14 protein-coding genes are annotated in these 19,693 nt (G+C 72.8%); 12 read left to right on the top strand and 2 right to left on the bottom strand.

The window, feature by feature from the left end:
- Window positions 1-159 precede the first annotated feature (159 nt).
- The gene (locus AB0M30_RS18195; RefSeq protein ID WP_364585342.1) at window positions 160-1,683 is read left to right on the top strand and encodes an alpha/beta fold hydrolase; all 1,524 of its coding nucleotides are present in this window, start codon (window positions 160-162) and stop codon (window positions 1,681-1,683) included.
- On the opposite strand, the gene AB0M30_RS18190 is transcribed toward AB0M30_RS18195, so the two are convergent.
- Complete coding sequence (locus tag AB0M30_RS18190; RefSeq protein WP_364585173.1) at window positions 1,611-3,011, bottom strand: FAD-dependent oxidoreductase; 1,401 nt, start codon at window positions 3,009-3,011, stop codon at window positions 1,611-1,613. The two genes, AB0M30_RS18195 and AB0M30_RS18190, sit on opposite strands and share 73 nt — an antisense overlap.
- Before the next feature lie 186 nt (window positions 3,012-3,197).
- Between AB0M30_RS18190 and AB0M30_RS18185 the strand changes: the two genes are divergently transcribed.
- From AB0M30_RS18185 to AB0M30_RS18140, 10 genes are all read left to right on the top strand, one after another.
- Window positions 3,198-3,632 (top strand): GNAT family N-acetyltransferase, encoded by a 435-nt coding sequence (locus AB0M30_RS18185; protein WP_364585172.1) that lies wholly within the window; start codon window positions 3,198-3,200, stop codon window positions 3,630-3,632.
- Complete coding sequence (locus AB0M30_RS18180; protein WP_364585171.1) at window positions 3,613-4,530, top strand: class I SAM-dependent methyltransferase; 918 nt, start codon at window positions 3,613-3,615, stop codon at window positions 4,528-4,530. Before AB0M30_RS18185 ends, AB0M30_RS18180 begins: the two co-directional genes overlap by 20 nt.
- Window positions 4,531-4,647: 117 nt before the next feature.
- Window positions 4,648-5,325: a hypothetical protein gene (locus AB0M30_RS18175; RefSeq protein ID WP_364585170.1), complete on the top strand. Its 678-nt coding sequence runs from the start codon at window positions 4,648-4,650 to the stop codon at window positions 5,323-5,325.
- Between the two features lie 962 nt (window positions 5,326-6,287).
- The gene (locus tag AB0M30_RS18170; RefSeq protein ID WP_364585169.1) at window positions 6,288-7,868 is read left to right on the top strand and encodes a DNA polymerase Y family protein; all 1,581 of its coding nucleotides are present in this window, start codon (window positions 6,288-6,290) and stop codon (window positions 7,866-7,868) included.
- 145 nt (window positions 7,869-8,013) lie between these two features.
- Window positions 8,014-10,305, top strand: a complete 2,292-nt coding sequence (locus tag AB0M30_RS18165) for an Orn/Lys/Arg decarboxylase N-terminal domain-containing protein (protein WP_364585168.1) — start codon at window positions 8,014-8,016, stop codon at window positions 10,303-10,305.
- A gap of 107 nt (window positions 10,306-10,412) precedes the next feature.
- Window positions 10,413-11,138: a dihydrofolate reductase family protein gene (locus AB0M30_RS18160; RefSeq protein WP_364585167.1), complete on the top strand. Its 726-nt coding sequence runs from the start codon at window positions 10,413-10,415 to the stop codon at window positions 11,136-11,138.
- Between the two features lie 14 nt (window positions 11,139-11,152).
- Window positions 11,153-11,515, top strand: coding sequence for a YciI family protein (locus AB0M30_RS18155; protein WP_103341150.1), 363 nt, complete (start codon window positions 11,153-11,155; stop codon window positions 11,513-11,515).
- Window positions 11,512-12,717, top strand: a complete 1,206-nt coding sequence (locus tag AB0M30_RS18150; RefSeq protein WP_364585166.1) for a DUF6596 domain-containing protein — start codon at window positions 11,512-11,514, stop codon at window positions 12,715-12,717. Before AB0M30_RS18155 ends, AB0M30_RS18150 begins: the two co-directional genes overlap by 4 nt.
- Before the next feature lie 131 nt (window positions 12,718-12,848).
- Window positions 12,849-16,175, top strand: a complete 3,327-nt coding sequence (locus tag AB0M30_RS18145; RefSeq protein ID WP_364585165.1) for an error-prone DNA polymerase — start codon at window positions 12,849-12,851, stop codon at window positions 16,173-16,175.
- A gap of 79 nt (window positions 16,176-16,254) precedes the next feature.
- Window positions 16,255-18,288 (top strand): cellulose binding domain-containing protein, encoded by a 2,034-nt coding sequence (locus AB0M30_RS18140; RefSeq protein WP_364585164.1) that lies wholly within the window; start codon window positions 16,255-16,257, stop codon window positions 18,286-18,288.
- Here the strand turns inward: AB0M30_RS18140 and AB0M30_RS18135 are convergent.
- The gene (locus AB0M30_RS18135; protein ID WP_364585163.1) at window positions 18,285-18,695 is read right to left on the bottom strand and encodes an SRPBCC family protein; all 411 of its coding nucleotides are present in this window, start codon (window positions 18,693-18,695) and stop codon (window positions 18,285-18,287) included. The two genes, AB0M30_RS18140 and AB0M30_RS18135, sit on opposite strands and share 4 nt — an antisense overlap.
- Window positions 18,696-18,748: 53 nt before the next feature.
- Between AB0M30_RS18135 and AB0M30_RS18130 the strand changes: the two genes are divergently transcribed.
- Complete coding sequence (locus AB0M30_RS18130) at window positions 18,749-19,165, top strand: MarR family transcriptional regulator (RefSeq protein WP_364585162.1); 417 nt, start codon at window positions 18,749-18,751, stop codon at window positions 19,163-19,165.
- Window positions 19,166-19,693: the final 528 nt, after the last annotated feature.

The raw sequence follows: 19,693 nt of genomic DNA, 5'->3' as shown, positions 1-19,693 counted from the left end.
TAGTTACCTAGCACTATAGCTAAGTGGCACCAGTGAGGCCAGTGATCTTTTTGGGCCGCCGGAGTCAACCTCGCCGCCGATGCGGCGTCTGTGGAGGCGAAGTGATCGTTTTCCTCTCCGAAGGGACTTTTCGTGCGTCGACTTTCTGGGGGAGGCATCGTGCGCGGCGTCGTCGTCGCGCTCGGTGTCTCGATGGCCGTCTCGGCGGGACCGGCGGTCGCGTCCGCGGCACCGGCCTCGATCGACAAGGTGCCGACGCCGCAGCTGAGCTGGACGGACTGCGCGGACGGATTCCAGTGCGGCAAGGCATCCGTGCCGCTGGACTACGACCGGCCGGCCGGCACGAAGATCGACCTGGCGCTGATCAAGCTGCCCGCCACCGATCCCACGCACCGGATCGGCACGCTGTTCGTCAACTTCGGCGGGCCCGGCGCGTCCGGCCTGCAGCGGCTGCGGGAGCGCGGCAAGTGGTCGTGGCTGTTCTCCGACGAACTGCGCGCGCGGTTCGACCTGGTTTCGTGGGACCCGCGCGGGATCGCCAACAGCACGGCGGTCCGGTGCTTCGACACCCTGGCCGAGCAGCAGGACTTCTTCGGCTCGTTCCCGGAGATGCCGGGCGACCCGAGCGGCAACGCGGCCTTCTACGCCAAGTCGAAGGAGCTCGCCGACCGCTGCTCGGCGAAGGCGGGCCCGATCCTGGAGCACGTCTCCACCGCCAACACCGCCCGTGACCTGGAACTGCTGCGCCGCGCGGTCGGCGACCCGAAGCTGAACTACCACGGCATTTCCTACGGAACGCAGCTCGGCGCGACCTACGCGAACCTGTTCCCGAACCGGATCCGGGCGATGGTGTTCGACGGCACCATGGACTTCGCCGGCAACTCGACCGGGCAGAACGGCAACGGCAAGAGCGTCCCGCTGGACACCCGCCAGGACGTCGCGACCGGCATCGCGCAGACCTTCGAGCAGTTCCTGCGGCTGTGCACGGAAGCGGGCCCGAAGTGCGCGTTCTCCTCGGGTGACCCGAAGGCGAAGTGGGCGGCGCTCACAGCGCGCGCCAAGCAGGCCCCGATCGTCAGCGACGGCGAGACCTGGACCTACTCGGGCATCATCAACGCGGCGGCCGACCTGTCCGACTCGCGGGGCTGGCCGGACATCGCCGCGCTGCTGCAGCGCCTGTACGACGCCCCTGCCACGCCGGCTCTGCGTTCGGCGGCTGTCAAGGGTGAGCAGTACGTTTCGAACCGGACCGAAGCGTTCAACGCCATCCAGTGCTCCGACAGCGATGTCCCCACCGACCCGGCGATCTACAGCCGCTACGCCGAGTCCGAGGACCAGCGCGTGCCGTACTTCGGGCGGATCGCCGTGCTGGACATGATGAGCTGCGCGTACTGGAAGGCGAAGGACACCGACCGCTACACGGGCCCGTGGAACCGCCCGACGTCGGCGGAGATCCTGGTGCTGAACAACCACTACGACCCGTCCACCCCGCTGCCCGGCGCTCGCGACGGCGCCGCGGAACTGGCGCGGGCGCGGGTGTTCGTGACCGAGGGCTACGGGCACTCGTCGATGTACGTGCCGAGCACGTGCACCGAGAAGGTCAAGCGGGACTACCTGATCTCGGGCACCTTCCCCGCGGCGGGCAAGACCTGCACGATCGACGCCAGCCCGTTCGCGGGCTGATCTTGAATGGGGCGGGCCGCACCGGCGACGGTGCGGCCCGCCGCCACGAAGGCTTCTCGCGGGTGCTGCACCGACGCCAGGCTGAGGATGTCGCGGCCGAACAGCGCCTGCGTCAGCCACACCGCGAGCACCCTGACCTTGCGTTCCCAGGTGGGCACGGCGAGCACGTGGTAGCCGCGGTGCACCAGCCACGCCGGAAGTCCTTTGAGGACCAGGCGCTTGTACTGGAAGATCCCGCGGCCCAGGCCGAGCGTCGCGATGGCGCCCAGGCTGTGGTGCGCGTACGGCTTCGGTTCCCGGCCGCGCAGCGTCGCGATGATGTTGCGGGCCAGCAGCTTTCCCTGCCGGTAGGCGTGCTGGGCGTTGGGCACGGTCCGCGTGCCCGGGACCGGCGAAGTGAGGTCGGGCACCGCGGCGTCGTCCCCGGCGGCCCAGGCGTCGGCCACACCTTCGACGCGCAAATCCGGCCGCACGACGACGAAGCCGCGTTCGTCGACCGGGAGGTCGGTGTGCCGGCCGATGACGGGGTTGGCGCCGTTGCCCGCGGTCCAGACGATCAGCTCGGAGTCGAACCCCTCGCCGGTCGAGAGCGTCACGTGACCGTTTTTCGCCGACGTCACCAAGGTGTCCAGGTGGATGTGGCCGCCCCGGCGTTCCAGCTCCCGCACGACCCAGCGGCCCGGCCGGTCGGTGACCTCGGGCAGGATCCGGGCCGACGCCTCGACGAGGTGGAACCGGAGTTCGTCGCGGTGCAGTTCCGGGTAGTGCTCGAGCAGCGCGGTCGCGAGCGACAGGAGTTCGCCGAAGCCCTCGACGCCCGAGAAACCGCCGCCGACGAAGGTGACGGTGAGCAGCTTCCGCCGCTGCGGGCCGTCGGGCAGCGCGGCGGCCCGGTCGAAGGCGGTGAGCAGCCGGTCCCGGATCGCGACGGCCTCTTCGACGTGCTTGAGGCCGATGGCCTGCTCGGCGATGCCCGGCACCGGCAGCGTCCGGGTGACCGCACCGGCGGTGACGGCGATCAGGTCGTAGCGTCGTTCGAAAGCTGCACCGTCGGCCGGCTGCACGGTGACGACGCGGTGGGCGTGGTCGATGGCGGTGACCTTCCCGGCGACGACGCGGGTGCGGCGCAGGTGCCGCCGCAGCGACACGGCGGCGTGCCGCGCCTCGACCGACCCGGCGACGACCTCGGGCAGGAACGGCTGGTAGGTGAGGTAGGGCCGCGGGTCGACGAGGGTGACTTCGGCCTCCTCGCGACGCAGCTTCTTCTCGAGCTTCCAGGCGGCGTAGAAGCCCGCGTAACCACCGCCGACGATCAGGATCTGGCGCATTCGGTCCTCTTTTCTCGCTTCACCTCCTGGACGAGGCAGCGGACGAGGGTGTGACCGCGACGCGCGTCACAGCGGATCGGGCAGAATCACGTGGATGGCGCACACCGTCCGGCCCCTCGGCACCTCGACGTGGGCTGCGTTCGCGGAGCTCGTCGAACGGAACGACGGGGTCTTCGGCGGCTGCTGGTGCCTCGGGTTCCACCCGGAACGCGGGCAGCGGGGCCCGGTCCGCCGCACGCTCAAGGAGGCGATCCCGGTGAGCTGCCCGGGATCAAGCACCGGCGGGCCTACGACAAGGACGCGCCGCCGCGGCCGGACTGGCGGATCACTTGCTTCTTCGTCGACAAGAAGCACCGGGGCCGTGGCGTCGCGCGCACGGCACTGGCCGGGGCGCTCGACCTGATCGCGGAGGCCGGCGGCGGGCTAGTCGAGGCCGTCTCCGAGGTGACCGCCGGCCGGGACGCGCCGGGGAGATTCCTGTTCACCGGCACCGTGGAGCTGTTCGAAGAGTTCGGGTTCGCCCGGGGGCGGCAGCTCGGCACGCACGCGTGGATCATGAGCCGGGTGGTCGGGCCGCGGCCACCGGAAGACGGGGGAGCGCATGGCTTCGAGCAGGCATGACGGCGACACCTGGGACCTGGCCTCCAGCGTCGGCGCGACCGCCACGATGGCCGCCGCGGCGCGGGCGATGGCGACCCGCGCGGATCCGGCGCTCATCGACGACCGGTTCGCCGAACCGCTCGTCCGGGCGGTCGGCGTCGACCTCCTCACCCGGCTGGCGAGCGGCGAAGCGGCGCCCGGCGACCTGGTCGAGCCGGTGTGGATCGACGTCGCCAAGGTGCGGACGAAGTTCTACGACGAGTTCTTCCGCGCGGCGGGTCTCCCGCAGGCCGTGATCCTGGCCTCGGGCCTGGATTCGCGGGCCTACCGGCTGCCGTGGCCCGCCGGGACCGTCGTGTACGAGGTCGACCGGCCGGAGGTCCTCGAATTCAAGACCCGCACCCTGGCCGGGCTGGGGGCCGAGCCCACCGCCGACCGGCGGGTGGTGGCGGCCGACCTGCGCGAGGACTGGCCCGCCGCCCTGCGCGCCGCCGGCTTCGACTCGGCGCGGCCGACCGCGTGGAGCGCCGAAGGCCTGCTCGGCTACCTGCCGCCCGAGGCGCAGGACCGGCTGCTCGACACCATCACCGGACTCAGCGCGCCGGGCAGCCGGGTGGCCACCGAGAACCGGCCCAACCCGCGACCGGGCGACGAGGCCAAAACGAAGGCCGGCCTGGACCGGCTCTCCGGACGCTGGCGCGAGCACAGCTTCGACACGGACATGGCCAAGCTGCGCTATTTCGGTGAACGCAACGAAGCGGCGCCCTACCTGGCCGCCCGTGGCTGGGAGCTGACCGGGAGCACCGTGCGGGAGCTGCTCGCGGCCCACGGTCTCGCCCCCCTGGAGGACGACGACCTGCGCATGGGCGACATGCGGTACGTCAGTGGCGTCCTCCCCCCGATGCCGCGCCCGGCTTGACAGCGGGGCTGCTCGTCTCGCACTATGCGAACAAGTGTTCGATGATTGTTCTGGGTTCGCCTGTGGCTTCCTGACGCGGGTGTCTCCGGTACGAGTACGTGGTGCTGGAGGTGAGCGGTGGCGGTGCCGGAGGCGCTCACGGCCATCCCCGGGGTGCGCACGGCCGCGCAGCTGCGTGAGCCGGACGCGGGGCCGGGTGAGCTGCTGACGGTGCTGCCCGAGCTGGCCCGCCTGCTCCCCGGCGGCGGCCTGCGGCGCGGCAGCACGGTCGCGGTGCGCGGAGGGACATCGCTGGTACTGGCCCTCCTCGCGGCGGCCACCCGCGACGGCTCCTGGGCGGCGGTGACCGGCCTGCCGGAGCTGGGCCTGGCCGCGGCCGCGGAACTCGGCGTCGACCTGGAGCGCCTCGCGCTGGTGCCGGACCCGGGCGCGGAGCTGGTGGCGGTGTTGTCGGCGCTGGTCGACGGGTTCGATCTGGTGGTCCTCGGCCCGGCACCGGTGTCGGACCAGACGGCCCGCCGGCTGGCGGGCCGGGTCCGCAGCCGGGGAGCGGTCCTGCTGACGGCGGGCGCCTGGCCGGGAGCCGACCTGGAGCTGAGGGTGTCGGGCCGCCGCTGGCACGGCTTGACGCAGGACGGCCACGGCCACTTGCGCGCCCGCGACGTAGTGGCGACCAGCCGCGGCCGAGGCGCGGCGGCGCGGCCGTCGTCGGTGGGGTTGCTGCTGCCGGGCCCGGAGGGAGCGGTGGCCGGCGGCGACTTACGGGGGCGGCGGCTGGTCGAGGTGGCCGGGTGACCTCGGCTGAGCGGGTGTGGGTGCCGGGGGTTTCGGGCTGGGGTTTTCGGCCGGGTTTGGGCTGGCTCGGGTGCGGGATGAGTGCGGTGCCGAGGCTGCTCGCGCCGGCTGGGTCGGTGCTCGGCCGGGGGTGCCGGGTGTCGGCGGCCGGTCGAGGCGCGGGATGAGCGCGGTGCCGAGGCTGCTCGGGCTGGCCGGGTCGGTGGTCGGCCGGGGGCGCCGGGTGAGGTTGGTGGCGGTGGCCGGTCGAGGCGCGGTGGCGAGGCTGCTCGTGTCCGGCTGGTGGCGGTGGCCGGTCGGGTGTGGGATGCGCGCGGTGGCGAGGCTGCTCGCGCCGGCTGGGTCGGTGGTCGGCTGGGGTGGCCGGCTGGGATCGGCAGCGGTGGCCGGTCGAGGCGCGGGATGAGCGCGGGGGCGAGGCTGCTCGCGCCGGCTGGGTCGGTGCTCGGCCGGGGGCGCCGGATGAGGTCGGTGGCCGGCCGGTCGAGGCGCGGGATCAGTGCCGCGCCGAAGCCCCTTGGCCGGTGTGGTGGTGGGCGGGCTCGCTGCCCGAGCGCGGCGTCGGGGACCGGGCCCGGAGGGAGCGGTGGCCGGCGGCGGCTTACGGGGGCGGCGGCTGGTCGAGGTGGCCGGGTGACCTCGGCTGAGCGGGTGTGGGTGCCGGGGGTTTCGGGCTGGGGTTTTCGGCCGGGTTTGGGCTGGCTCGGGTGCGGGATGAGTGCGGTGCCGAGGCTGCTCGCGCCGGCTGGGTCGGTGCTCGGCCGGGGGCGCCGGATGAGGTCGGTGGCCGGCCGGTCGAGGCGCGGGATCAGTGCCGCGCCGAAGCCGCTTGGCCGGTGCGGTGGTGGGCGGGCTCGCTGCCCGAGCGCGGTGGCGAAGTCGCTCGTGTCGGCTGGATCGGCGCCGGTGGCCGGTCGCGGGGTGAGCGGTTCACCGAGATTGCTCGTCGCGCTGGTTGCCGGATGAGCGATGCGCCACGGTTGCTCGTGCTGTGGTGCCCGGACTGGCCGGTCGTCGCCGCCGGGGCTGCTGCCGGGACCGCTCCCACCGCCGCCGCCGCCGTTTTCTCCGGCAATCGCGTGGTGGCCTGCTCCGCTTCCGCGCGGCACCAGGGCGTCGGGCGGGGGATGCGGCGGCGGGATGCGCAGTCGCGGTGTCCCGGGCTCGTGGTGCACCAGCACGATCCCGATCGTGATGCGCGGCTGTTCGAACCCGTGGCCGCCGCCGTCGAAGCGCAGGCCGTCGGGGTCGAAGTCGTGCGGCCCGGGCTGGTCGCCGTGCCCGTCGACGGGGCCGCCGGGTACTTCGGCGGGGAGGCCGCCCTCGCCGAGCTGCTCATCGACGAAGTCGCCGCCCGGGCCGGGGTCGAATGCCAGGTCGGGATCGCCGACGGGCTGTTCGCCGCCACCCTCGCCGCCCGCCGATCGGCGCTCGTTCCGCGTGGGCGGGCGCCCGAATTCCTCGCGCCGCTCTCGATCGCCGAGCTGAACCAGCCCGGTGACGACCGCGGGGAGCTCGTCGACCTGCTCAAGCGGCTCGGCCTGCGCACCCTCGGTGCGTTCGGCGCGCTGACCGAACGCGACGTCGCCGGCCGCTTCCCGAAGGACGCCATCACCGCCCACCGCCTCGCGCGGGGCCTCTCCGAACGCCCGCCGCTGCGCCGCGCCCTCCCGCCGGACCTCGCGGTCACCGAAACCTTCGACGAACCCCTGCGAAGAATCGACGAAGCCGCCTTCGTCGCGAAAACCCTCGGCGAGCGCTTCTTCGCCGGGCTCGCGAACCACGGCCTCGCCTGCACGCGCCTGGCCATCGTCGCCGTCACCGAAGCCGGCGAAGAACGCGTACGCGTCTGGCGCTGCGCCGAGCCTCTCACCGCCCGCGCGACGGCCGATCGCGTGCGGTGGCAGTGCGAAGGCTGGCTCACCGCCCGGGACCGGCCCACCGCCGGCATCGTCCGGCTGCGCCTCGACCCCGAAGAGGTCGTCGGCGGCCAAGCGCTGCAGCTGCAGCTCGGCTCGGTGGGCCGCGACGCCGACGCCGCCGAACGCGCCGGCCGCGCCCTGGTCCGCATCCAGGGCCTGCTGGGCCCGGACGCGGTCGTCACCCCGCTGCTGGACGGCGGCCGCGGCCCGGCCGAACGCGTCCGGCTCATCCCGTGGGGCGAGCCGCGCCGGCCCCTGGCCGCGGACCGGCCGTGGCCGGGACGGCTGCCCGCGCCCTCGCCGACGGTGGTGCCGCCCCGCCCGGTGCCGGCCGAGGTCCTCGACGCGGTCGGCGACGTCGTCCGCTGCACCACGCGCGGCGAACTCGGCTACCCGCCGTCGACGGTCGCCGTCGCCGGGGGCGCGCCGCGCCGGGTCATCGGCTCGGCGGGCCCCTGGGTCGTGCACCCGGCCCTGCCCGGCCGCCGCGGCGAGCGGCCCCTCGCCCGCATCCAGGTGGTGCTGGAGGGCGACACCGCGGAAGACGGGGACATCGCGCTCCTGCTCCGGGCCACCGTCGGAGACGATCCACAGTGGACGGTCGAAGGCTGCTACGACTAATCCCGAAAGGGTGACGAGACGCTACCGAAAGCCACCATTCGGCGGCGAATTCCCCGAAAGAGAAAGAAGTGTCAGACTTCCGGCCGATCGACGTACTCCCGGATCAACGTCTATAACCGAAAGGATCTCCGGAAAGGACATCGACGTGGCCGGTTCGACGGTTCTGCTGGCGTTGACCGGAATTCCGCCGGGGTCGGTGCCCGATGACCAGTTGACGCGGATCTGCGAGCACCTCGCCGAAGGCGGCCACGACGTCGTGCGCGCCGGCACCGGCGACGACGCGCTGGCCCTCGTGCAGAGCCGGGCCGATCTCACCGCCGCCCTCGTCAGCTGGGACCTGGGTGACAGCGACGCGGCCGCCGAAGCCGTGCTGAAAGCGCTGGTCGGGCGGTTCACCCGGCTGCCGGTGTTCCTGGTGACCACTTCGACGGCGGTGGACGACCTGCCGCTGTGGGTGTCCGAAGTGATCTGCGGGTACGTGTGGCTGCTCGAGGACACGCCGGGGTTCATCGCCGGCCGGATCGGCGTGGCCGCCCGCCGGTACCGGGACGAAATACTGCCGCCGTTCTTCCGGGAACTCCGCCGGTTCGACGACACCCACGAATACTCCTGGCACACGCCGGCCCACGCCGGCGGGGTGGCTTTCCTGAAATCGCCGGTCGGGCGGGCGCTGTTCGACTACTACGGCGAACGGCTGTTCCGCACCGACCTCTCGATTTCCGTGGCGGAGCTCGGCTCGCTGTTCGAGCACACCGGGCCGATCGGCGACGCCGAGCGCAACGCCGCCCGGATCTTCGGCGCGGATCTGACGTACTTCGTGCTGCACGGCGATTCCACCGGTGACCGCATCGCCCTGCACGCCAGCATCGCCACCGACGAGCTGGTGCTCGTCGACCGCAACTGCCACAAGGCGATCTACCACGGGCTGACGCTGACCGGCGGCCGCCCGGTCTACCTCGTGCCCACGCGCAACGGCTACGGGCTGATGGGCCCGATCCCGCCCGCCGCGCTCACCCGCGAAGCGGTCGCCGGACTCGTGCCGAGCAGCCCGCTCGCGGCCGAGGCCGCCGCGCCGGAGCCGGTGTACGCGGTCATCACCAACTCGACCTACGACGGCCTGTGCTACGACGCCGTCCGCGTCGCCGAGCTGCTGGGGGCCAGCGTGCCGCGGCTGCACCTGGACGAGGCGTGGTTCGCCTACGCCCGGTTCCACCCGCTCTACGCCCGCCGCTACGGCATGGCCGTCGACAGCGACGCGGTGCCCGACACCCTCCGGCCCACCGTGTTCAGCACCCAGTCCACCCACAAGCTGCTCGCCGCGATGTCGCAGAGCGCGATGCTGCACGTCAAGAACGCGCCCCGGTCGCCGGTCGAGCACCGGCAGTTCAACGAGACGTTCATGATGCACGCGACCACGTCCCCGCTGTACCCGATGATCGCCGGGCTCGACGTCGCCGCCGGCATGATGGACGGGCCTGGCGGCCGGTGGCTGGTCGACGAGGCCGTCACCGAAGCCATCCGGTTCCGGCAGGCGGTGGCCCGCATCGGCCGCCGGATCGCCGCCGCCGGCGACCGGCCCGCCTGGTTCTTCGGCACGTGGCAGCCGGACGAGGTCGGTGACCCGGAAACCGGGCAGCGGTACCCGTTCGCGGACGCCCCGCTGGACCTGCTGCGCACCGAGCCCGCCTGCTGGAGCCTCGAACCGGGGGCGGCCTGGCACGGCTTCCCCGGCCTGGAGGAGGGGTACTGCCTGCTCGACCCGGTCAAGGTCAGCGTCACCTGCCCGGGCACCGACGCCGCGGGCACCGTGGCGGAGCAGGGCATCCCGGCGCGGATCCTCACCGCCTACCTCGAGACCCGGCGCATCGTCGTCGAGAAGACCGACGCGTACACCTGCTTGATCCTCTTCTCGATGGGCATCACCAAGGGCAAGTGGGGCACGCTCGTCGACGGCCTCCTCGACTTCAAGGCGCTCTACGACACCGGCGCGCGCCTCGCCGACGTCCTGCCCGCCCTGGTCGCGGCCCACCCGGCCGCCTACGGCGAGCTGACCCTGCGTGACCTGTGCGACCGGATGCACGCTCACCTGCGCGAGAGCGACCTCATCCCGCTGCTCGACGCGGCGTTCACCCACCCACCGCGCCCGGAGCTCACCCCGGCGCAGACCTACCAGCGCCTGCTGCGCGGCGGCACCGAGCCGGTCCGCCTCGCCGAGCTCGCCCACCGGACGGTCGCCACCCAGGTCGTCACCACCCCGCCGGGCATCCCGGTCCTCATGCCGGGCGAGAACGCCGGTGCTCACGACGAGCCGACGCTGCGGTACCTGCGGGCGCTGGAGGACTTCGACCGGCACTTCCCGGGTTTCCCGAGCGAAACCCACGGTGTCGCGCGGGACACCGACGGCGACTACTGGATCACCTGCCTCCGCACCTGGTGACGGTCTCCCCGGATTTTTTTCCCCGGCGCGTGTCGAGAATGCGCGGCCGGCTCCGACTGGGGGTATCGGCGGCCGAACGGGCCGCCCCCACGAGTGGAGCACGAACGATGACCAAGGTGACCGCCCAGATGTCGGTGTCCCTCGACGGCTTTTACACCGGCCCGCGGGATCCGCGGGGCAACCAGGACATGCGTGGCTGGATGCGGGGGCCCGAAGCGCCCGGCTTCTTCCGGGTCACCCGCTGGGCCGTCGACGCCACGGCCTGGCGCGAGCGGCAGGGCTTCGCCGGCGGCGAGCAGTCGATCGACTCGCAGATCATCGAGGAGACGTTCGCCGCGGCCGGGGCCTACGTCATGGGCCGGCGCATGTTCGACGCCGGCGAGGTCCCGTGGGGCGACGAGCCGCCGTTCCGCGCGCCGGTGTTCGTCGTCACCCACCGGCCCCGGGAGGTCCTCGAGCGGCAGGGTGGCACGTCCTTCACCTTCGTCACCGAAGGACCCGGGCGGGCCGTCGAGCTGGCCCGGGCCGCCGCCGGCGGCAAGGACGTGGCGGTGGCCGGTGGCGGGGAGCTGCTGCGCCAGGTGCTCGCCGCCGGGCTGCTCGACCAGCTCGAGCTGCACATCGCGCCGGTGCTGCTGGGGGAGGGCCAGCGCCTGTTCGGCCCCGGGCTCGGCCTCGGCCCGGACGACGGCATCGAGCTGGTCCCGGCCCGGGTCGTCGACGCGCCCGGCGTCACCCACCTCCGCTATACCGTCACCGGGCGGTCGAAACTGGTGCTGGACGACCGTGGGGCCAGCGGCGACCTGGTCGGACCGGCCAAGACCGGGCAGTGAGAGAGGACCGCGCCATGAAGTACATGCTGCTGATCTACGGCAACGAGGAAGCTTTCACGTCGATCGGCGCGGAGGCCCTCGCCGAGCTCATCCGCGAGACCGACGCGCTCAACCAGGAGCTGTTCGAGTCGGGCGAGCTGGTCGGCGCCTACGGCGTCGCCGACGAGGAGAACACCAAGATGGTCCGGGTCACCGGCGGGACGCCGGTGGTGACCGACGGTCCCTACGCCGAAGCCAAGGAGTTCCTGGGCAGCTTCATGATCGTCGACTGCGACGGCCTGGACCGGGCCTTGGAGATCGCGGCCCGCGCCCCGTCGGCGCGCTACTGGGGGGTCGAGGTGCGGCCGCTGATGCACGAGGCGAACGTCGGGCCGTGACCGGCTGGCAGGCCGTCCGGCGGCTGGTCCCGGAGGTGCTCGGCGTGCTGGTGCGCCGCTACGGGCTGTTCGACGCCTGCGAGGACGCCGTCCAGGAAGCGCTGGCGGCGGCCGCGGCCCAGTGGCCGGTGGCGGGGTGGCCGGAGAACCCGCGGGCCTGGCTGGTGACGGTGGCGTCGCGCCGCCTCGCCGACCAGGTGCGCGGCGACGCCGCCCGCCGCCGGCGGGAGGAGGCGGACGCCCTCCGCACGCCTCCTCCCGCCGGCGATGTCGAGGCCGATGACGACACCCTCACGCTGCTGTTCCTGTGCTGCCACCCGGCGCTCACGCCGTCTTCGCAGGTCGCGCTGACCCTGCGGGCCGTCGGCGGCCTGTCGACCGCCGAGATCGCCCGGGCCTTCCTGGTGCCCGAGGCGACCATGGCCCAGCGCATCAGCCGGGCCAAGCACCGCATCAAGGCGGCCGGAGCCGGCTTCGAGCTGCCGCCGCCCGCCGAACAGGCGGCTCGGCTCGGCGTCGTGCTCCACGTCGTCTACCTCGTCTTCAACGAGGGCTACACGGCCACGTCGGGGGCGCGGCTGGTGCGGGCCGAGCTGACGGCCGAGGCCATCCGGCTGGCCCGCGAGCTACACCGGCTCGTCCCCGGCGACGGCGAGGTGGCCGGGCTCCTGGCCCTGCTGCTGCTGACCGACGCCCGCCGCCCGGCCCGCACCGCCCCGGACGGGTCGCTCGTGCCGCTGAGCGAGCAGGACCGGACGCTCTGGGACACCGGGGCCATCGCCGAGGGCGTGGCCCTCGTGACCGGGGCCCTGTCGAGTGGCCCGATCGGCCCGTACCAGCTCCAGGCCGCGATCGCCGCCGTCCACGACGAGGCACCCACCGCCGGAGCCACCGACTGGCGGCAGATCCTGGCCCTCTACACGGTGCTGGAGCGCGTGGCCCCCAACCCGGCGGTGACGCTCAACCGGGCGGTGGCGGTGGCCGAGGTCCACGGACCCGAGGCCGGGCTGGCCCTGCTCGACGCCCTCTCCGCGGACGAGCGACTCTCCGCATCCCACCACCTTCTGTCCGTGCGGGCCCACCTGCTGGATATGGCGGGCGACCACGAAGCGGCGCGCGCCGGCTACCGAGCGGCGGCCCGGCGCACCACCAGCGAACCCGAACGGCGCCACCTGCTGACCCGCGCCGCACGGCTGGGGTGACGACTGTCGCTTGTGGCCGGTCCCGGTTGACATCGGCGGCGTGCGCGTCGCAGGATCGGTCCACAGTAGTCGATCGTGTGTTCGAACAGTAGTCGCTGGCTTCCCCACAGCGAACGTGGTGGGAGCTGGTGTTGGCGTTCAACAATCCGAGCGTGCCGTGGTCCGAAGTGGAGCGGATCGCCTCCGGGCGGCCGCCCGTTCCCGGGGACGGCAACGACGCCCCGGCGTGGTCGCGCAAACGCGAAGGCTATGCCGGCGCGCCCGAAGACCTCCGGAACCGGCGCGGGCGGGACGACGGCGGGGACCGGATCCGCGCGCCCTACGCCGAGCTGCACGTCCACTCCAACTTCAGCTTCCTCGACGGCGCCAGCCACCCCGAGACCCTCGTCGAGGAGGCCGCGCGGCTCGAGCTCGACGCGCTCGTCCTCACCGACCACGACGGCATGTACGGTGCCGTGCGGTTCAACGACGCCGCGCGGGAGCTCGGGGTGCGGGTCGGGTTCGGGGCCGAGCTCTCGCTCGGGCTGCCCGCGCCACAGGCCGGGGTGCCCGATCCGGCCGGGTCGCACCTCCTGGTGATCGCCCGGCAGCAGACCGGTTACCACCGGCTGTGCCGCGTCATCTCCCGCGCCCAGCTCGCCGGCGGGGAAAAGGGGCGGCCCGTCTACGACTTCGACGAGCTGGCCGACGAGCTGGCCGGGCACGTCGTCGTGCTCACCGGCTGCCGCAAGGGCGGGGTGCGGCGGGCGCTGGCCGAGCGCGGCCCGGCCGCCGCGCACGCCGAGCTCGCGCGGCTCGTGGACCGCTTCGGGCGGTCGCACGTCGCCGTCGAGCTGATCGACCACCGGCAGCCCCGCGACGACGCCGCCAACGACCTCCTCGCCGCGCTGGCCAAGGACCTCCGGCTGCCGACGGTCGTGTCCGGCAACGTGCACTACGCCCGCCCCGAAGACGCCGTCGTGGCGGACGCGGTGGCCGCCGTCCGGGCCCGGCGGTCGGCCGAGGACCTCGAAGGGTGGCGGCCGCCGTCGGGGCAGGCGTTCCTGCGGTCCGGGATGGAGCAGCGGCGCCGCTTCGAACGCCGCTACCCGGGCGCCGTCGGCCGGGCCGCCGTCCTGGGTGTCGAAGTGGCCTTCGACCTGAACCTCGTCGCGCCGGACCTGCCGCCGTTCCCCGTTCCCGCCGGGCACGACGAGATGTCGTTCCTGACCGAGCTGACCCGGCGGGGCGCGGCGAAGCGCTACGGGCCGCGGGACGAGAACCCGAAGGCCTACGCCCAGCTCGACCACGAACTCGCCGTCATCGAGAAGCTCGGTTTCCCCGGCTACTTCCTCGTCGTCTGGGACATCGTCCGGTTCTGCCGGGAAGCCGGCATCCTCTGCCAGGGCCGTGGTTCGGCCGCGAACTCCGCGGTCTGCTACGCGCTGGAGATCTGCCACGCCGACCCGGTGAAGTGGAACCTGCTGTTCGAACGGTTCCTCGCGCCGGAGCGGGACGGGCCGCCCGACATCGACGTCGACATCGAGTCCGGCCGCCGCGAGGAAGCCATCCAGTACGTCTACGAAAAGCACGGCCGGTTCCACGCCGCCCAGGTCGCCAACGTCATCACCTACCGGGCGCCCTCGGCGATCCGCGACGCCGCGAAGGCGCTCGGCCACAGCCCCGGGCAGCAGGACGCCTACGGCAAGCTCGTGGATCGCTGGGGCGGGGTCGCCGCCACGAAGCAGCAGGCGGCCGGCGCGATCCCGGACGACGTCCTCGAGCTGGCGGCGCGGATCGAGGACTTCCCGCGCCACCTCGGCATCCACTCCGGCGGCATGGTGCTCTCGAAGCAGCCGGTGTCCGAAGTGGTCCCGGTCGAGTGGGCGTCCATGAAGGACCGCAGTGTCCTGCAGTGGGACAAGGACGACTGCGCCGCCGTCGGGCTGGTCAAGTTCGACCTGCTCGGCCTCGGCATGCTTTCGGCGCTGCACCACATGATCGACCTCGTCGCCGACCACCATGGATCCACTGTAGACATCGGCAGGCTGGACCTCGCCGACCCGGCGGTGTACGACATGCTCTGCGCGGCGGACGCGGTCGGCGTGTTCCAGGTGGAATCGCGCGCCCAGCTGGCGACGCTGCCGCGGCTGCGGCCCCGGAAGTTCTACGACCTCGTCGTCGAAGTCGCCCTGATCCGCCCCGGCCCGATCCAGGGCGGCTCGGTGCACCCCTACATCCGCCGTCGCCGCGGTGACGAGGAATGGGAACACGCCCACCCGCTGCTGGCCGCGTCCCTGGACCGCACCCTCGGGGTGCCGCTGTTCCAGGAGCAAGTGATGCAGATGGCGGTCGACATCGCCTCGTTCACCGCCGCCGAGGCCGACCAGCTGCGGCGCGCCATGGGCGCGAAGCGGTCGAGCGCCAAGATGAAGGCCTTGATGACGCGGTTCTTCGCCGGCTGCGCCGCGAACGGACTCGACCGCGAGCTCGCCACCCGGATCTTCGAACAGATCCACGCCTTTTCCGGGTACGGCTTCCCCGAAGCGCACTCGATGTCCTTCGCGCTGCTGGTGTACGCGTCGGCGTGGTTCAAGCGCTACTACCCGGCCGCGTTCTGCGCCGGGCTGCTGCGCGCCCAGCCGATGGGCTTCTACAGCCCGCAGTCCCTGGTCGCCGACGCCCGCCGACACGGCGTGCACATCCGCGAGCCCGACATCAACGCGAGCCTCGCCGGCGCCACCCTCGAGCCGGACGCCGGGAGCACCGGCGGCGTCGCGCTCCGGCTCGGCCTCGCCGCGGTTCGCCACCTCGGCGACGACGTCGCCGATCTCCTTGTCGCCGAACGGGATGCGCACGGCCCGTACACGAGCATCGGCGACCTGACCCGCCGGGTGCCGCTGAAGAAGAACGTCGCCGAGGCCCTGGCGACGGCGGGCGCGTTCAGCGGATTCGGCGGCGACCGGCGGCAGGACCTGTGGGCCGCCGGTGCGGCCGCGGCGACCCGGCCCGGGCACCTGCCCGGCCTCGCCCCGGGCCTCGACGCGCCCGCGCTGCCGGGGATGACCCGGCTGGAGGTGACGGCGGCGGACCTGTGGGCCACGAGCGTCTCCCCGGACAGCCACCCGGTGGAGTACCTGCGCTCGCTCCTGGACCGCCGCGGCGCGATCACGGTCGCCGAGCTCATGCGGACGGAGGACGGAACGCGCGTGTGGGTCGGCGGCGCGGTCACCCACCGGCAACGCCCCGCGACGGCCGGTGGGATCACCTTCCTCAACCTCGAAGACGAGACGGGCATGGCCAACGTCCTCGTCTCGCCGGGCCTCTGGCAGCGGCAGCGGCTGGTCGCCCGCACGAGCGCCGCCCTGCTCGTCCGCGGGCAGGTGCAAGCCGCCGAAGGCGTCGTCACGCTCGTAGCCGACCGCATCGAAAACCTCGATCTTTCGATGCGAACCGGCCCCTCACGCGACTTCCGTTGACTTCGGGCTTTCCCGGTGGTTCTCTCCTGAGAGCGCTCCCAGTCATCCGTTCGTGCCCGACGAGTGAGGATGGACCTTCATGACAGCTCGACGTCTGCGCTGGGCAGCGTGGCCGGTGATCGCCGTGCTCGCCGCGGCGGTGCCGGCAGCCGGGACCGCCGGGGCGGCGACCACGCCCGCGGCGACCGTCACCGTCAACGCCCGAGCCGGGCTGGCCACCGTGCCGGACACCGGGATCGGCATCAACCACGCGGTCTGGGACAGCCAGCTGGGCACCGACCAGGTGGCCGACCTGTTCGGCGCCGCCGGTGTCCGGACGATGCGGTACCCCGGTGGTTCCTACGGGGACATCTACCACTGGAAGGACAACACCGCGCCGGGCGGGTACGTGGCGCCGAACACCGATTTCGACACCTTCATGGGCGGCGTGCACAGAGCCGGGGCCCAGCCGATCATCATCGCCAACTACGGCACCGGCACGCCGGCGGAAGCCGCGGACTGGGTGCGGTACGCCAACGTGACCAAGGGTTACGGCGTCAAGTACTGGGAAATCGGCAACGAGCTCTACGGGAACGGGCACTACGGGGCGAACTGGGAAGCCGACAACCACGCGGACAAGAGCCCCACCGCCTACGCCAACGGGGTGGTCGCCTACGCCGACGCGATGAAGGCCGCCGACCCGGGCGTCAAGATCGGGGCCGTGCTGACGACCCCGGCGAACTGGCCGGACGGCATCGTCGGCGCCGGGGACACGGCCACCTGGAACCAGACCGTGCTGTCGATCGCGGGCCCGCACATCGACTTCGTCATCCTGCACTGGTATCCCACCGGTTCGACGGCGGCGGAAGCCCTCACCAAGCCGGAGCAGATCACCGACATGATCTACCTGGCGCGCGAGCAGATCACGCGGTACGCGGGCGCGAACTCCGGCCGGATCGGCATCTCGATGACCGAAACCAACACGCCGGTCGGCATGGACACCCAGCCCGGCGCCCTGTTCGCCGCCGACACCTACAGCTCGCTGCTGGAGAACGGCGTGTTCACCGTCGACTGGTGGGACACGCACAACGGCGGGACGAAACTGTCCACTGTGGCCGGTTATCCGGACTACGGCGACTCCGGCCTGCTCTCCAGCGCGACCTGCCTCGAGGACGGCGCCTGCGAGCCCGCGCTCAACACCCCGTTCGCGCCCTACTACGGGCTGAAGATGCTGAGCACCTTCGCACGCCCGGGTGACCAGTACGTCCGGGCCGCCGCGGACGACCCGCTCGTCGGCGCCCACGCCGTCCGGCGGCCGAACGGCGACCTCGCCGTGCTGCTGCTCAACAAGGACCCCGACCAGGCCAGGACGGTGACCCTGGACTACGCGGGCTACACCCCGGCGGCCGCCGCGCCGCAGGTGTTCACCTTCACCAACGGCGCGACGGCGATCAGCAGCGCCACGACCGGCACGAGCACTTCCCAGACGTTGCCGCCGTATTCGCTCACCACGGTGGTGCTGCACCCCGCGGCCACCGCGGCCGGCGGGCCCGGCACACCCGGGCAGCCGGCCGGCACGGCGACCGACCGGACCGCGACGATCAGCTGGCCCGCGGCCGCGCCCGGCGCGCACCCGATCGCGAAGTACGAGGTCTACCGGCAGGTGGGCGCGGTGAGTGAGCAGTGGGGCGAGACGACCGGGACGTCGCTCGACGTCGCGAACCTCGTGCCGGGCAGCCGGTACACGGTCAACGTGCTGGCGCGGGACACGGCCGGGAACGTGTCCGCGGCCTCCCCGCCGTTGACGTTCACGACCGGCGCGCCGGCGGCGAGCAGCTGCACGGTCCGGCTGACCGACACCACCGACTGGGCGAGCGGCTTCGTCGGCGCCATCCACGTCACCGGCACCGGGGTGGTGGGGGACTGGACCCTGACGTTCGGCTGGCCGACCGCGCGGCAGCGGCTCACCGGCGGCTGGAACGGCACCTGGGCGCAGAACGGCACGACGGTGACGGTCTCGTCGTCGGCCCCGCCGGCGGCGGGGGTGGACGTCGGGTTCACGGCCGACTACAGCGGGCCGAACATCCTGCCGACGGCGTTCACCCTCAACGGCGTCCTCTGCGCGGCGGGCTAGCGCCCGGACTCGACGCGATCGCGTACAGCCCGCAGTTCTTCCCCGACGACCACCATCTGCGCGTCGACCGCCGCCGGGTCGGTGCCGTCGGGGAAGAACAGGCTGAAGATCAGTTCGGCGCCGGTCAGGTTCGGCACCACACGGGTGAACAGGCCGAGGTGCGGGGCGTCGGCGCTGACGACGTCGACGACACCGTGGTCGGCCGCGACCCGCACGGCGACCCGCTGTGGACCGCCTTCGGTTTGGACGCGCCAGATGTCGTCGTGGTCGTGGTCGACCGCGCTGGCGAACCCCGGCGCCCACTCGGGGATGTGCCGCGGATCGGCCAGGTATTCGACGACCCGCGCGGGCGGGGCGGCGACGGAGATGGTGCGGGTTTCGGCCCGTCCTGGTGTAGTCAGTGTCATGCTAAAAACGATACGCAGCTGCGTACGATCTGTCCACGCGTAAAATTCTGCGGGTGAACGAGGACGACGATCTCGGAGCCCTCTGCGCCGGCGCGGGCCGCGTCCTGGCCGAGGCCGAGCGGCCGGTGCTGGAGCGGCACGGTCTCTCGATGTGGCAGTACGTCGTGCTGTCGGCGCTGGCCGCCGGAGCGGCGCCGAGCCAGCTGGTGCTGGCCCAGCAGATCCGCTACGACAAGACCCGCTTGATCGCGTTGTTGGACGCACTCGAAGTGGAGGGCCTGGTGGCCCGCGACCCGGACCCGGCCGACCGCCGCGCCCGTGTGGTCCGCCTGACACCGGAGGGAACCCGTCGGCACGCGGCGGTCCGGGCCGCGATCCGCGAGGTGGAGGAGCGCAAACTGGCGGGGCTGCCGCCTGAGGCCCGGCAGCTGCTGCGGGTGGCCTTGGCCCACTTGGCCAACTCGGACTGACCGCGGCCGGCCGACCACGAGGCAAGGTTCGTGCGAGGGCGAGCTGAGCAGCCCCCGATTTCCACGCTAGCGGAGGGCACCGACAAATCGGCGGCCTTCCAGGCGCTGTCCACAGTCCCTGTCCACAGTCCCTGCCCGGCCGCCAGCCGGCAACGCAAGCCGGCCAACGACGTCACCAGACCTCCCCCGCCCCTCATCCCAGCCTTCCCTTCAGCCGACGATCGGGTTTGTCAAGGCACGCTTTCCCGCCTTGACAAACGCGGGCGGCGGCTGAGACTCCTACCGGAGGGGCGGGGGAGGTCGGACCCGCCCTGCCGCGGCAGAGTCTTTCTGCCGCGGCAAAAGAGCAAAAGCTGTCCTCGCCGGACGGGCAGGCTCCGGGATGACCGAGAACCGCGGCCGTCTCACCTTCTCGAGGTGGGCCGCTGGGTGGTCATCCCGTCGCCTGATTGAGGCCTATCACTTTGAGCCGGGCCCGCAAGCTTGCGCTGTCTTCTCGCGCTGCGCTCTGTGTTGCGGGCCCGGCTC

This window comes from Amycolatopsis sp. NPDC051716 (genome assembly GCF_040681595.1).
GTDB lineage: Bacteria > Actinomycetota > Actinomycetes > Mycobacteriales > Pseudonocardiaceae > Amycolatopsis.
The sequence above is the reverse complement of the archived record's forward strand: the minus strand, read 5'-3'. Positions and strand labels throughout refer to the sequence as shown.